The 15,218-nt window shown below is 61.4% G+C and carries 11 protein-coding genes; 4 read left to right on the forward strand and 7 right to left on the reverse strand.

Going from position 1 to position 15,218, the window contains the following annotated elements; all coding sequences use genetic code 11:
• Positions 1–7: 7 nt before the first annotated feature.
• Positions 8–1,309, reverse strand: coding sequence for an MFS transporter (locus MKR05_RS19300; RefSeq protein WP_004886240.1), 1,302 nt, complete (start codon positions 1,307–1,309; stop codon positions 8–10).
• A gap of 300 nt (positions 1,310–1,609) precedes the next feature.
• Here MKR05_RS19300 and MKR05_RS19305 point away from each other — a divergent pair, with 300 nt between their 5' ends.
• A complete protein-coding gene (locus tag MKR05_RS19305) occupies positions 1,610–2,683 on the forward strand; it encodes a LacI family DNA-binding transcriptional regulator (protein ID WP_238875150.1) in 1,074 nt (357 codons plus the stop codon).
• Here the strand turns inward: MKR05_RS19305 and MKR05_RS19310 are convergent.
• The 6 genes from MKR05_RS19310 to moeA form a co-directional block, all read right to left on the reverse strand.
• A complete protein-coding gene (locus MKR05_RS19310) occupies positions 2,680–3,945 on the reverse strand; it encodes a DUF1479 domain-containing protein (RefSeq protein ID WP_044521849.1) in 1,266 nt (421 codons plus the stop codon). The genes MKR05_RS19305 and MKR05_RS19310 overlap by 4 nt on opposite strands.
• A gap of 140 nt (positions 3,946–4,085) precedes the next feature.
• Positions 4,086–4,901, reverse strand: a complete 816-nt coding sequence (locus tag MKR05_RS19315) for a Cof-type HAD-IIB family hydrolase (RefSeq protein ID WP_023288961.1) — start codon at positions 4,899–4,901, stop codon at positions 4,086–4,088.
• Between the two features lie 179 nt (positions 4,902–5,080).
• Positions 5,081–7,513 (reverse strand): formate C-acetyltransferase/glycerol dehydratase family glycyl radical enzyme, encoded by a 2,433-nt coding sequence (locus tag MKR05_RS19320; RefSeq protein ID WP_248569286.1) that lies wholly within the window; start codon positions 7,511–7,513, stop codon positions 5,081–5,083.
• Positions 7,514–7,518: 5 nt separating this feature from the next.
• On the reverse strand, positions 7,519–8,418 hold the full coding sequence (locus tag MKR05_RS19325; protein WP_072413642.1) for a glycyl-radical enzyme activating protein: 900 nt from the start codon (positions 8,416–8,418) through the stop codon (positions 7,519–7,521).
• A gap of 156 nt (positions 8,419–8,574) precedes the next feature.
• Positions 8,575–9,330, reverse strand: coding sequence for a molybdopterin-synthase adenylyltransferase MoeB (moeB, locus tag MKR05_RS19330; protein ID WP_023288964.1), 756 nt, complete (start codon positions 9,328–9,330; stop codon positions 8,575–8,577).
• Entirely contained in the window at positions 9,330–10,565 is a 1,236-nt protein-coding gene (gene moeA, locus MKR05_RS19335; RefSeq protein ID WP_238875154.1) for a molybdopterin molybdotransferase MoeA, read from the reverse strand. Before moeA ends, moeB begins: the two co-directional genes overlap by 1 nt.
• Before the next feature lie 235 nt (positions 10,566–10,800).
• On the opposite strand from moeA, the gene iaaA reads away from it, so the two are divergent.
• The 3 genes from iaaA to gsiB are packed head-to-tail and all read left to right on the forward strand — an operon-like array spanning position 10,801 to position 15,192.
• Positions 10,801–11,742: a beta-aspartyl-peptidase gene (gene iaaA, locus MKR05_RS19340; protein ID WP_238875157.1), complete on the forward strand. Its 942-nt coding sequence runs from the start codon at positions 10,801–10,803 to the stop codon at positions 11,740–11,742.
• A 16-nt stretch (positions 11,743–11,758) separates the two neighbouring features.
• On the forward strand, positions 11,759–13,618 hold the full coding sequence (gsiA, locus tag MKR05_RS19345) for a glutathione ABC transporter ATP-binding protein GsiA (RefSeq protein ID WP_023288967.1): 1,860 nt from the start codon (positions 11,759–11,761) through the stop codon (positions 13,616–13,618).
• A gap of 32 nt (positions 13,619–13,650) precedes the next feature.
• Positions 13,651–15,192: a glutathione ABC transporter substrate-binding protein GsiB gene (gsiB, locus tag MKR05_RS19350; RefSeq protein ID WP_044521865.1), complete on the forward strand. Its 1,542-nt coding sequence runs from the start codon at positions 13,651–13,653 to the stop codon at positions 15,190–15,192.
• Positions 15,193–15,218: the final 26 nt, after the last annotated feature.

A 15,218-nucleotide genomic window follows, 5' to 3' on the forward strand; every position in this document is an offset into this window, starting at 1 on the left:
TCCACTCTCAGGCGCGCTTGGCGCGACGTTCAGCAATAAATGCCACCAGGAAAACGGCGCCAATCAGGTCAAAGAAACCCATGGCGATGAACAGCGGGTTGAAGCCAATTTTGTCGGCGGTCACCCCGATTAATAACGAGAACAGGAAGCTGGCGATCCACGCCGCGGATCCGCGCATACCGTTCACCGTCGCCATTTGTCCCTTGTCGAACGACTCCACCACCAGCGCGCTGAGCATGCAGGAGATGATCTGATGCCCGAAGCCGCCAATGGAGATCAGGACGATGGTGATATAGGGATCGCGGGTGATAGCGACGAGGGCCAGGGAGATCATCAGAAACGCGCCGGTCACCGAGCTGGCGATCACCGAGTTGACTCGCGTACAGCCGAACCAGCGAACGTACAGGCGGGTGAGGTAGCCGCTGACCACGCTGCCGAGGTCGGCGGCGAGGAACGGTAGCCAGGCGAACATGGCAATCTGCTTGAGATCCATGCCGTGCTCTTTGGCCAGGTACAGCGGTACCCAGAAGCTCAGCACCGCCCAGGCGGGCTCGGCCATAAACGCGGGAATGGCGATCCCGTAGAAACGTTTATTCTTCGAGACGGTTTTGAGTGCGGTAAAGAAGGGCTGTTTCACCGGCGGCGCTTCGTTATCCTGCTTGATGTACTCGAGCTCGCTTTTGCTGAGATTGGGGTGCTTTTCCGGGTTCTGATAGAAGGCCCACCACAGCACCACCCACAGCAGGGCCAGCGCGCCGGTAAACATAAACGCCCCCTGCCAGCCGAAGGAGGCATGGGCGAAGTAGATGATCGGCGGGGCGAGCATGGCGCCGATGGAGAACCCGACGCCAGCCCAGCCGGCGGCGATTGGCCGTTCAGACTTCGGGAACCACTCGCCGATGGTCTTGGCGTTGGCCGGGGTGGCGGCCGCCTCGGCCCCGCCCATAAAGAAGCGCAATATAGCCAGGTGCAGCCAGCTGCCGGCCCCGGCGTGGGCGATGCAGGCCAGCGCCCACAGGGTGGCGCAGATCATAAACCCGAGCTTCAGGCCGATGACGTCGATAAGCCAGCCACAGAGCGGTTGGAAAATCGTGTAAGCCAACTGAAACGCGCCGACGATCCAGGAATATTGTTCGGTGGTGATACCGAGCGTCGCTTTCAGTTCCGGGGCGATAATCCCCAGCGAGTTGCGTGTGATGTAGTTGACGGTGACGCCAAGTAAAAACAGGACCAGCACCCACCAGCGCAGGTTTTTTACCACCCGGCGCGTTTTGCTGACCGCGATATCATTGTTGAGGCCTTGACTCATAGCACACTCCACATGACGTTAGTAGGGGGAAAGTGACGTTCTCAATCCGTGAGCGGTCACGTAGTGTTGTTAACTATTTGAATAGTCTATTTTTTTATCTCAACACCATTGGTATAACTAGTATGGGAGATGTTGGACCAATTCAGGCTAAGGGAGAAAAAACGTCGGGCAAAGCGCTATTTATGCAAGTTTTTTCATGAAATGACCGGGATCTCAAATTTTGCGCTGTCATTTGCTTACAGGGAGCGCTTTGGCGATTATGAAAATTCTTTCATTTTCCAATCGGAGCTGGATCACAAAATGGATAAAAAGCTGCGCGTCGCCGAAATCGCCGCCCGCACCGGGCTGTCGGCCAGTACCGTTTCGCGCGTCCTGGCCGGGAAGGCGAATACCAGCGACAAGGCGCGCCGGGCGGTGCTGGAGTGCGCCCGCGAGCTGGGAGTCATGCAGGGACTGGCCGCCGGACGTCTGTTGCTCAATAATCTACTGGTGTTTGCCCCACAGCGCGCCTTCGATGAGCGGTCGGATATCTTCTACTACCGGGTGATCCAGAGCATCAATAACGCGCTGGCGGCGCATGAAGTGCGCCTGCGCTACTGCGCGCTGGACGAGAACGACAGCGACACCAATCTGTTTCTTGCCCGCATGAACGAAGCGGAGACCCAGGCCGCGGTGCTGCTGGGGATCGACGATCCGCATATTCATGGCCTGGCGGCGGACCTGGGCAAACCCTGCGTATTGATCAACTGTCGGGATGAAGGGATGCGGCTGCCGTCCATTGCCCCCGATCATCGTCTGATTGGCCTGTGCGCCGCCCGCTATCTGTTTGATATGGGGCATCGCGTGGTGATGAACGTCATGTGCCTGCGCCGCTATACCATGGAGCTGCGGCTGGGGGGGATCCAGGAGGCGTGGCGCGCGCGCAATTTGCGCTTTACCGCCAGCCGGGATCTCATCAGCATCGCCAACTTTAGCGCCAGAGAGACCGAAGAGCAGGTGGGGACCTGGCTTGATGGCTTACAGGGCAGGCCGTTGCCCACCGCTTTCCTGGTGGGCGGCGATTTTATGGCCGCCGGCACGGTCAGCGCATTGCAAAAGCGCGGCCTGCGGGTGCCGCAGGATGTCTCGGTGATGAGCATCGACGGGTTTAATCTGGCGGCGATCCAGGAGGTGCCGCTGACCGCGGTGCATGTGCCGCGGGATGAGCTGGGCAGCGAGGCGGTGCACCTCCTGCAGCAGCGCCTGCTGCGCCCGGAGGCGCCGCACGGTTCGCTGCTGCTGCACGGCACGCTGGTGGTGCGCGATTCGGTACGGCGGATCCGGCCGGGCAAAGGCCATACCGCTGTGGAGCCGCAGGGGCTGTATGACGATTAAACCGCGATACCCAACGCCCGTTTGCCGTGGATGTTCAGATCCTCCAGGGTGAAGCGCCCCTGCCAGCTGGCCTCATAGTCCTCGCGCGGGAAATCACCCGGCGAGGCCCCTTTTTCCAGAGCGATTTTCACTTTCTGCGCGTAGGCGAGGTTCTTCTCGCACATCGGCGCCGCCGGAATGTACATCACATTGCCCCAGCCCTGCTGATTTTCCACCGGCGCCACCGAGTGAATGACGTCGCAGTGCCACCAGACGGAATCGCCAGCGTTCAGCGCCGGGATCGAACTGAGGGCTTTGATCAGCAGCGGGTGCCACTGCTCAGAGATCGGCAGCACTCTGCCCGGCGCGACGCCGCACAGCTCATCCTCCGGCACATCGTCAAGCAGCGGGCGCAGCAGCACATAGGCCATCGCCTCGGGGATCGGCACCACGTGCAGCAGTCCCTGACCCGGGATCATATCCGACAGCGCGGTCCAGCCCTGGAAAGTGCGGAACACCGAGCACTTGGTGGTGTTGTCGACCGTGTACTCTTCCACTTCAGTACGGTGCGCGGCGTCCCACGGATCGTAAGCGTCGACATGACCGTTAAAGACGTTGGCGAAGACCTGCTGGTAGGCGGGGAGTAGCCAGCGCTCCAGCGCACCGGAATCGGTATGCGCGCCCAGCCCTTTCGAGGTGGTTCCCGGCGGACGGCGGCGAATGCGGTCGGGGTAAATGACGCTGACGTCCGGATCGAACCAGCGCTTGCCGTCCTGCTCAAAGCGCCACAGGCGGTTAAGGAAGGACTGCGCCGCCGCCATTTCATCGCTCTGGCGGGCCTGCATTTGCGAGGGCGACCAGTAGATGGGATAGATTTCCGGCCGCGAAGCCTCAAGCGTACCGAAGAAGCTGTCGCCTGGCCCTTTGTAGACCTCGTCAAAATGGTTCAGATCCAGATATTCCAGCATCGCGGTATCCCAGGCCAGCGCCTGTTCGCGCGGAAAGTGGCCTTTGATCACCGCGCAGCCCCGGCGCTTAATGGCCGCGCGCTGGGCATCGCTCACGGTTCCCTCGGCGATATCGCGGAACGGAATGGTTGGCCAGACCTCCTGGCCTGCGGCTTTCAGCGTCTCAATCTCCTGCAGGCGCTCGCTGATGCGCGCTGAGAGCTTATCGAACACCGCCTGGACGTCGCCGATTTGCGCCCGCAGCGCCTGCTTCATCTGGCGAATCGCCGCTTTGTGGTCGGCGGGGAGTGTTTCGTGGGTCGGGAGAGCAGCCATAATAACCTCGCTGTATCTTTCATTCGAAAGTATTAAATCTTACAAACGTTAATTTAAGTTAAAATGGAGTTAATGCAAGTTTAAAATCTTGCTGCGGCGCACAAAATGGACAAGCCGGGGCGCGCAGCCCCGGAGAGCGGTCAGGCGTTGAAGGGAGCGCGGTTATCGAGGACGGCCTGAATGACGTTCAGCGCGCCGTCATGATTATTATCGTCGGTCGCGTATCCGGCGATAGCTTTGATGCTGTCGGCGGCGTTACCCATGGCGAAAGCGTATTTCACCAGCTTCAGCATTTCGGCGTCGTTGCCGCTGTCGCCGATGGCCACGCACTGCTGCGGCGACAGGTTCCAGCGCTTGAGCAGGCGGCTGATGCCGTTGGCTTTATGCAGACCGGGAATAATCAAATCGACAAAGCCAAAGCCGCTGGTGACCGGCTTCATAATGCCGTCGAGCGAGACGTGCAGTTTATCGATCAGCTGCGGGATCTCGCTGTCCGGCAGGTTCAGAGAAAATTTGAACAGCGTATCGTCGATGGCGTGATAGTCGCTTACCCGCTGCAGACGGTGGTAGTGCTTTGACATCAGGTCGACGAAGGCGTCCGGGGCGTTATCGCTCACGTAGGCGCTGTGCAGGCCGCAGGCGACGAAGTTCAGCTGCGGATCTTTGAGTAATTCGCCAATCACCACCTGCGATTCGTGGCGGGTCAGTTCGCCGTGGAACAGCTGCTTACCATGCTCAAAGACCAGCGCGCCGTTTTCGGCGACGAACGAGATCTGCTCGCGGATCTCCGGGAAGAAGGAGATCAGCTGATAGTACTGGTTGCCGCTGGCGACAACGAATTCAATGCCGCGCTGCTGCAGCTGGGCGAATTGCGCCAGAAACCGTGAGCGGTCGTAGGTTTTGGCGTCATTGAGAAAAGTTCCGTCCATATCGGTGACGATAACTTTAACGGTCATAAGGGGATGCTCCTGGCTTAACTTCGACCAGTAACATTCTAATTACAATGTGATGGGGAGCACAAATTTATTTCGAATGAAAGTTCACGCATTCAGAAAATGCCGGGAGGCGGCCTTGCCTTTCCCGGCCAGCAGGACAGGGGAGGCCCGCTAAGCGTCGCGCCAGCGGGCCTGAAGGGCTACAGCGTATGCTCGGTACGGGCGATAATATCGTCCTGGGTATCCGGCGACAGAGCGGTAAAGAACGCCGAGTACCCGGCGACGCGCACCACCAAATCGCGGTACTGATCAGGATGTTTCTTCGCCTCCTGCAGCGTGTCGCGCGAGACAATGTTGTACTGGATATGCCAGCCTTTATGCACCTCGAAGAAGGTGCGCAGCAGCACCATCAGCTTCTGCTTGTCGGACGCGTTTTCCAGGGTGGACGGATTCAGCTTCTGGTTTAGCAGCACGCCGCCGAGGATCGCCCCGGTGGGCAGTTTACCTACCGAACTGATGACCGCCGTCGGCCCCAGATGGTCGGTTCCGGAGGCCGGGCTGGCCCCTTCCGCCAGCGGGGTGTGCGCTTTACGGCCATCCGGCGTCGCCATGGTCTGCGCGCCGAACGGAACGTTGGCGGAGATAGAGGACGTGCCGGCGTAATAGTTGCCGCCGATCGGGCCGCGGCCATAGCGCGGGTTGTGATACTGCTTCAGCTCGTCGATATAGGTCTGGTAGGCCCGCGCCAGCAACGCGTCCACGCTGTCATCATCGTTACCGTACTTCGGCGCGCCATTGATCAACCGCTGGCGCAGCTGCTCGTGGGTCAGGCCGTCAAAATCTTCCGCCAGCGCCTTCGCCAGTTCCTGCTGGCCAATAACGCCCTGATCGAAGACCAGCTTTTTCACCGCCGCCAGGCTGTTGCCGAGGTTGGCGATGCCCACCTGCAGGCCGGACACCCAGTCATACTTAGCGCCGCCCTGCTTAATGCTCTTCGCCCGTTCGATGCAGTCGTCCACCAGCGCCGAACAGAGAATATCGTGGACGTTCTCTTCCAGCATAGTATCGACCACATACTCAATCTCAATCGACTTACGGGTGTAGTAGCGGATCTGGCGGTCCCAGTCGGCCAGCACCTCGTCGAAGTTAGCGAAGTTGCCTTTCGACAGGGCGTGCTCCTGCGGCAGGAACACCTGGCCGCTGGTGGCATCGCGGCCGCCTTCCAGCGTCGCCAGCATCACCCGCGCGAAGTTGATAAAGCTCATGCCGGTGCAGCGATAACCCCATTTGCCGCCGACCGCGGTTTCGATGCAGCCGATGGCCGCATAATCGTAGGCATCCTGCGGCTCGATTCCCAGCTTGATAAATTCCGGGATCACGATCTCGTCGTTATTAAACGCCGGCATGCCGAAGCCGCAGCGGATCACCTGGACGCAGGCGTCGAGGAAGTCGTTGCTCATTCCGGCGTGGTAGCGCACGCTGAGGTTCGGCTGGGTCGAGCGCAGACGACCGCAGGATTCCAGAATGGCGTACGACAGCGGGTTGACCGCGTCCTGCGGCTGGCCTTCCACCAGGTTCTGGCCGCCGATGGTGACGTTCTGATACAGCGGGCTGCCGGCCGAGGCCTTGGAGTGCGAGCCGGAGCGGATCTTGTTGACCTCCAGCAGCTTCAGCCAGCAGCTGTGCAGCAGCTCAATGGCCTGTTCGCGATCCAACGATTGCTGCAGCTCAACGTCGCGGCGGTAGTACGGATAGAGGTACTGGTCCATGCGGCCAAAGGAGACCGAGTGGCCATTGGATTCAATCTGCAGGATCAGCTGAATGAAGTAGCACAGCTGCAGCGCCTGCCAGAAGGTCTTCGGCGGCTCATGGGCGATGATGTCGCAGTTTTCGGCAATCGCCAGCAGCTCATCGCGGCGTGCGTCACGGGATTCTGCCGTCGCCATCTCGCGCGCCAGCGCGGCAAAGCGTTTGCTATGGTCGCTGACCGCCGCCAGCACAATATCAATCGCTTTCAGGAACTGTTCGCCGTGCAGGTCTTCCAGCACCGTCAGGTTGATGCGCGACCGGCGTTCGGCGACTTTCGCGCGCATGCCGTCCAGTCCCTTCTCCAGCAGCAGCGGGTAGTTGACCGCCAGGTGGGCGTCGCCGGAGGTCATGTTGCCCTCGGCCTTAATAATGCCGGTGGCGAGGAGCGCTTTCTGCTCATCGGTAAACATGCCGTAGCAGCGGTCCTGCACGGTCTGGCCGCGCCACCACGGGCACACTTCGTGCAGCACGCGCTTGTTCTCTTCGCTGACCGCGAAGCCGGCGCCGGGGCGGTCGGCGAGATCGTCGATCTCTTTCTCGATCCAGCTGACGGTGTATTCCGGGAAGATTGGCGCGGCGCGCACTTCGCTGGCCTGGTTACCGACGATCAGCTCATCGTGCTTGATCCAGATGGTGCGCTCGGCCAGGTGGTGAGCCAGGGCCAGGGCGCGGCGCACCGGGATCGGCTTATCAAGATGCTGCTGATACATCTCGGTATAGTGGCGGGCGCGTTCGGTACAGACCGGCGGCTTGACGATATGCACCAACGCCATTTTATGGGCCTGGATACGGGCGCTGAGGGTGTTGAGTTTCAGGGTAGTCATAGGGGTTATCCTCGTAAGATCGCCGTTAGCCCCTTGCTCCGCGCATAATCCTGCGCAAAGGCGAGCAGCTCGGGAGCATCCAGCGGTTTGTCCGGTGCGGTGTAGGGCTGACTGAGTAACTGGTATTTATTCATTCCCAGCGTGTGGTAGGGCAGGAAATGGATTTCGCTGACCCGCAGGCGGTCGGCGGCAAAATCAGTGATGGCGGTAATGTCGGCTTCGCTGGCGTTGAATCCCTGGATTAACGGCACGCGAATAATGATGTTTTTCCCCGCCTGCGCCAGGCGCTGCAGGTTGTCCAGCACCCGGCGGGCGCTGCCGTCGGTCCACTGCCGGAAAACGGCCTCGTCGACGTGCTTCAGGTCGGCGAGAAACAGGTCGATGAAGGGTAAAGCCGGCTCAATGTATTTCCACGGTACGTGCAGGCAGGTTTCCACCGCGGTATGGATACCCGCCTGATGGCTGGCCTCCAACAGCGCCTGCGCCAGGGCCGGGTTCATAAAGGGTTCGCCGCCGGAAAGGGTGATGCCGCCGCCGCTGCGATCGTAAAAGGGTTTGTCGCGCAGCACCGTCGCCATGATCTCCTCGACGCTCTTCTCCTCGCCGCACACCGTGAGCGCGGTGGTGGGGCAGCAGTCGCGCAGCGTGGCGATATGGCTGTCGTTAACGTGTTGCCGGTGAATGATCAGACCCTCGAGGGTGCGGGTGATAACCGTCGGCGCCGCCTGCTGGCACAGCTCGCAGCCGGCCAGGCACAGGCGCGGGTCATACAGCAGGTCTTCGCTGCGGGCGCGGCTCTCCGGGTTCTGGCACCAGCGGCAGCCCAGCGAGCAGCCTTTCAGGAAGACGACGGTGCGGATCCCTGGGCCGTCATGGGTGGAATAGCGCTGGATATTGAAGATCATGGCTTACCCTCTTGTTTGCGTATGAATATAAAAACACTTTCGAATGAAAGTTATATTGACGCAAATCAACAAGCGGGATGGCGATAATCGCCAGGGGATAGAATAACGGCAGAGGTCACAACTTCACCGGCGACGACCCTCGCCGGCGGCTGTACGTTAGCGCGTACCGCATACCTCGCACTGCGGGTGGCGCATCAGCTTCATTTCACGAAACTGGCAGGTCATGGCGTCGTACATCACGATTTTCCCGCTGGCGGGCGTGCCGTAGCCGGTCAACAGCTTAATGGCCTCCATCGCCTGCAGGGAACCGATAGTGCCCACCAGCGGGGCCATCACGCCGGCTTCGACGCAGGTGAGGGCGTTTTCGCCAAACAGGCGGCTCAGGCAGCGGTAGCAGGGTTCGCCCTCCTGATACGTGAAGACGCTGATCTGCCCCTCCATACGGATCGCCGCCCCGGAAACCAGCGGGGTTTGGTGGCGGAAGCAGCCGGCGTTGAGCTGGTTACGAATGGCGACGTTGTCGGTGCAGTCGAGCACCAGATCGTGCCCGGCAATCTGCCCCGCCAGCGCCGCTTCGTCCAGTAAGGCATTGAGCGGCACCAGATGAACGTGCGGATTAATGCGCGCCAGCGCCTCGCGGGCGGAGTCCACCTTCGGCTGGCCGATGGCGGCGTCGCTGTGCAGCGTCTGGCGCTGCAGATTAGAGAGCGAGACGGTGTCGAAATCGAGCAGGGTGAGCTGTCCCACCCCGGCGGCGGCCAGATACTGCGCGGCGGCGCAGCCAAGTCCGCCGAGGCCGACCACCAGCACGCGAGCGGCCTTTAGCCGCTCCTGGCCGTCAAAATCAAAACCGCGCAAAACAATCTGCCGGTTATAGCGCAGCATCTCTTCATCGCTCAGCTCCACGGCCATTACAGCCCCCCAAACAGATGGCTGAACGGTTCAACGTCGACCCATTCGCCCGCTTCAACGTGGCCGCGCTCGCGCTCCAGCACGATAAAGCAGTTGCCGAGGCTGAAAGAGCTGAAAATGTGCGAGCCCTGATGACCGGTGGTGGTCACCACCAGCTCGCCGTCCGGGTTGCGCTGCAGAATACCGCGCTGAAAATCGAGGCGGCCCGGGGACTTTTTCAGCCGCGCGGCGGCCCGCACCCGCAGGCGGGTCGCCTGAAGCGGACCGTGCTTACCGGAGAGCTTCGCCAGCAGCGGCTGTACCAGCTGACAGAAGGTGACGGTGGCGGAAACCGGGTTGCCCGGCAGGCCGCAGAACCAGCTGCTGCTGAGCTTGCCGAAGGCGAAGGGTTTGCCCGGCTTGATCGCCAGCTTCCAGAAGCCGATCTCCCCCAGCTCTTCAAGAATGGTTTTGGTGTAGTCGGCTTCGCCCACCGAGACGCCACCGGAGCTGATGACCACGTCGGCCTGCTGGTCGGCGGCGATAAAGGCCTCACGCAGTTGCGTCGGATCGTCAGGAATAATGCCGAGGTTAATGACCTCGCAGCCCAGCTGTTCGAGCATCAGATGCACCGCCAGGCGGTTGGTATCGTAAATCTGGCCGTCGCCAAGCGGTTGACCCGGCAGCTGCAGCTCATCGCCGGTCGAGAAGACCGCGACGCGAACCTTGCGCACCACCTTGACGTCGGCAATGCCCAGCGAGGCCAGCACCGGCAGCTCGGCTACCGTCAGCGGCGTTCCCGCCGGGAAGACCACCGCGCCGTGGGCGATATCTTCCCCGCGGCGGCGAATATGCTGCCCGGCTTTCACCGGCGCGGCAAAGCGCACGCCGGCGTCGGTCTGTTCGGTCTCTTCCTGCATGACTACCGCGTCGCAGCCCGCAGGCACCGGCGCGCCGGTCATGATGCGGATACAGGTGCCGGTGGGCCAGGCGTCGTGAAACGGTTGGCCGGCAAAGGCCTTCCCGGCGACCGGCAGGGCCGCGCCGTCGTTGAGGTCGCTCAACCGGACGGCATAGCCATCCATCGCCGCGTTATCAAAGCCGGGGACATCCAGCGGGGAGATAATGTCATGGGCGGTGACGCGCGCGAAGGCCTGCAACAGCGGTACAGTTTCCGTCGCGCTCAGCGGCGTAATACGATCGAGCATCTGGGTGAGGGCTGTGTCGAGCGGCATCAGTCCGGCGGTAAAATCCATGGGGCACTCCTGCGGGCAAAACGGCGAAAACGCCTATTATGGCAGAAAAGCGGCGCGGGCTGTATGCCACCTGGGTACGAGGCTTTACATCGACCGCCGCTCTTTCTATATTCAAAAATTGTATAAGGCATTCAGCAATATAATGATATCAATACCCTTATTCCTGACGTGACCGGCGCCGCGACGCGGTACGACAGGGCGGGGGCTATCCACTTCATCGTTAAGGACTGGCGAAATGGGCAAGGCGGTTATAGCAATTCACGGCGGCGCAGGGGCGATTTCTCGCGCGCAGATGACGCCGGAGCGGGAGCGGGAGTACGTGGCGGCGCTGTCGGCTATCGTCGAAAGCGGGCAGAAAATGTTGGCTGCAGGCACCAGTGCGCTGGATGCCGTGACCGAGGCCGTCCGTCTGCTGGAGGAGTGTCCGCTGTTTAACGCCGGGATGGGCTCGGTATTTACCCACGATCAAACCCACGAGCTGGACGCCTGCGTGATGGACGGCTACAGCCTGCAGGCGGGGGCGGTGGCCGGGGTCAAACATCTACGTAATCCGGTGCTGGCGGCGCGTCTGGTGCTGGAGGAGAGCCCGCACGTGCTGCTGATCGGCGAGGGGGCGGAAAATTTCGCCTTCTCCCACGGAATGGCGCGCGTCGATAACGATCTCTTTTCCACCCCCGAGCGTCTGCTGCAGCTGCAGGAGGCGAAAGCGGGCGGGGAGATCATCCTTGACCATCACGCCGCTCCGCTCGACGAACGGCAGAAAATGGGCACCGTCGGGGCGGTGGCGCTCGATCTGGCCGGCAATCTGGCGGCGGCGACCTCCACCGGCGGCATGACCAACAAACTGCCCGGACGCGTCGGCGACAGCCCGCTGCCGGGCGCGGGGTGCTACGCCAACAACGCCAGCGTGGCGGTCTCCTGCACCGGCACCGGCGAAGTCTTTATGCGTACCCTGGCGGCCTACGATATCGCCGCCCTGATGGAGTACGGTCAGCTCAGTCTCTATTCCGCCTGCGAGCGGGTGGTGATGGAGAAGCTGCCGGCCCTCGGCGGCAGCGGCGGGCTGATTGCCGTCGATCGCGAAGGCAACGTCGTTTTACCGTTTAACAGCGAAGGCATGTACCGCGCCTGGTGCTATGCCGGCGATACGCCGACCATTGGCATTTATCGCGAATAGAACAAGGGAGAGGAGAGTGCCGCAAACTCACGAAACGGATACCTGCGAAGTACTGGTGGTGCGCAACCTGAACGTGGCGTTCCGCCAGCAGGATGCGCCAGAGGTGCAGGCCGTGCGTCAGCTTTCCTTCAGCCTGCGCCGCGGCGAGACGCTGGCGATTGTCGGGGAGTCCGGTTCGGGAAAATCGGTCACCGCGCTGGCGCTGATGCGTCTGCTTGACGCCGCCAGCAGCGAGGTGAGTAGCGAGGGGCTGTGGCTGCGACGGCGCAACCGGCAGGTGATCGCGCTCAATGAGCAATCGGAGGCCGAAATGCGCCGGGTACGCGGCGCGGATCTGGCGATGATTTTTCAGGAGCCGATGACCTCGCTGAACCCGGTATTCACCATCGGCGAGCAGATCGCCGAATCCCTGCGCCTGCACCAGGGGCTGGGGCGCGAAGAGGCGCTGCGCGCGGCGAAAAAGATGCTCGACCAGGTGCGTATTCCCCAGGCGGAAGAGATGCTCTCACGCTATCCGCACCAGCTCTCCGGAGGTATGCGCCAGCGGGTGATGATCGCCATGGCGCTCTCCTGTCGGCCGGCGGTGCTGATTGCCGACGAGCCGACCACGGCGCTGGATGTCACCATTCAGGCGCAAATTTTGCAACTTATCGCCGTCCTGCAAAAGGAGATGGCGATGGGGGTGATCTTTATCACCCACGACATGGGGGTGGTGGCCGATATCGCCGATCGGGTGCTGGTCATGTATCGCGGCGAGGCGGTGGAGACCGGCAGCGTCGAGGAGATTTTCCGTTCCCCGCAGCACCCTTATACGCAGTCGCTGTTGGCGGCGGTCCCCCGGCTGGGGGAGATGCGCGGTCAGGATCTGCCTCGCCGCTTTCCGCTACCGGGGCAGCCGCTGGCGGAGACAGACACGCCAGACACGGTGGTGGCGGGGGAGCCTATTCTGCAGGTGCGCGATCTGGTGGCCCGTTTCCCGGTGCGCGGCGGACTGCTCAATCGCGTGACGCGCGAAGTGCATGCGGTGGAGAAGGTGAGTTTTGATCTCTGGCCGGGAGAGACCCTGTCGCTGGTGGGCGAGTCCGGCTGCGGCAAGTCGACCACCGGCCGGGCGCTGCTGAGGCTGGTTGAGACCCAGGGGGGCACCATTACCTTCGATGGTCAGCGGATCGATACCCTCTCCGGCAGCAAGCTGCAGTCCCTGCGGCGCAATATTCAGTTTATTTTTCAGGACCCTTACGCCTCGCTCGATCCGCGCCAGACGGTCGGCGATTCGATTATGGAGCCGCTGCGGGTGCATGGCCTGCTGGACAGGGAGGCGGCGCGCGAGCGGGTCGCCTGGCTGCTAAAGCGCGTGGGGCTGCAGCCGGAGCATGCCTGGCGCTACCCCCACGCCTTTTCCGGCGGGCAGCGGCAGCGGATCTGCATTGCCCGCGCGCTGGCGCTTAATCCGAAGGTGGTGATTGCCGATGAGTCGGTGTCGGCCCTGGATGTCTCCATTCGGGCGCAGATTATCAATCTGATGCTCGACCTGCAGCGCGAAATGGGCATCGCGTTTCTGTTTATTTCCCATGATATGGCGGTGGTGGAGCGCATCAGCCACCGCGTGGCGGTGATGTATCGCGGCCGGATTGTCGAAATCGGCCCGCGCCGCGCGGTGTTTGAAAACCCGCAGCACCCCTATACCCGTAAGCTCATGGCCGCCGTACCGGTGGCCGACCCGGCCTACCGTCATCCGCAACGGGTCCTGCTGTCAGATGACGTTCCGGGCAATATTTATAAGCGGGGCGAGGAGATCGCCAGCCCGCCATTGCAGCAGGTTGGGCCGGGCCACTTCGTCGCCCGCGACGCCGCCGATGTGCTGGGCAGAGCATAACAACACATAACGCACCTTTTCAGGAGAACACGATGACACAACCTGTTTCACGCAAATGGTGGCTGGCGCTGAGTATCGCGGCGGCCCTGGCGAGCGCCCCCGCTTTTGCCGCCAAAGATGTGGTGGTGGCGGTCGGGTCTAACTTCACGACGCTCGACCCCTATGATGCCAATGATACCCTGTCGCAGGCGGTGGCGAAGTCCTTTTATCAAGGCCTGTTCGGCCTTGATAAAGAGATGAAGCTGCAAAATGTCCTTGCCGAGAGCTACACCGTGTCGCCGGATGGCCTGGTGTACACCATCAAACTGCACAGCGGGGTGAAATTCCAGGATGGCACCGACTTTAACGCCGAGGCGGTCAAGGCTAACCTCGACCGCGCCAGCAACCCGGAAAACCATCTTAAGCGCTATAACCTGTATAAAAATATCGCCAGCACCGAGGCGGTCGATCCAACCACGGTGAAAATCACCCTCAAGCAGCCGTTCTCGGCGTTTATTAATATTCTCGCCCATCCGGCGACGGCGATGATTTCGCCGGCGGCGCTGAAAAAATATGGCAAAGATATCGGCTTCCACCCGGTGGGCACCGGGCCGTATAAGCTCGATACCTGGAACCAGACCGACTTCGTGAAGGTCAGCAAGTTCGATGGCTACTGGCAGCCGGGGCTACCGAAGCTGGATTCCATTACCTGGCGACCGGTGGTCGATAACAATACCCGGGCGGCGATGCTGCAGACCGGCGAGGCGCAGTTCGCCTTCCCGATCCCCTATGAGCAGGCGCCGCTGCTGGCGAAAAACAGCAAACTGGAGCTGGTGGCCAGTCCGTCGATCATGCAGCGTTACATCAGCATGAACGTGACGCAGAAGCCGTTCGATAATCCGAAGGTGCGCGAAGCGATCAATTACGCCATCAACCGCCAGGCGCTGGTCAAGGTGGCGTTTGCCGGCTATGCCACCCCGGCGACCGGCGTGGTGCCGCCGTCGATTGCCTACGCCCAGAGCTACCCCGCGTGGCCTTACGATCCGGCGAAAGCGCGCCAACTGCTGAAAGAGGCCGGCTACCCCAACGGGTTTAACACGACGCTGTGGTCGTCACATAACCACAGCACCGCGCAGAAAGTGCTGCAGTTTACCCAGCAGCAGCTGGCGCAGGTGGGCATTAAGGCGCAGGTGACGGCGATGGACGCCGGTCAGCGAGCGGCGGAAGTGGAAGGTAAAGGGCAGAAAGAGAGCGGGGTACGGATGTTCTATACCGGCTGGTCCGCCTCCACTGGCGAAGCCGACTGGGCGCTGTCGCCGCTGTTTGCTTCCCAAAACTGGCCGCCGACCCTGTTCAACACCGCCTTTTACAGCAACCCGCAGGTAGATAGCGCGCTGAGCGAGGCGCTGAAAACCACCGATCCGCAAGAGAAAACCAAACTCTATAAAGCGGCGCAGGATATTATCTGGAAAGAGTCGCCGTGGGTGCCGCTGGTGGTGGAGAAACTGGTCTCTGCCCACAGCAAGAATCTCACCGGCTTCTATATCCAGCCGGACACCGGCTTTAGCTTCGAACAGGCAGATTTAACACCGTGAAGGTCGAGATGATGCCCTCCGGCACG

This window comes from Klebsiella sp. K5-204, from assembly GCF_030128585.1.
Lineage (GTDB): Bacteria > Pseudomonadota > Gammaproteobacteria > Enterobacterales > Enterobacteriaceae > Klebsiella > Klebsiella quasipneumoniae.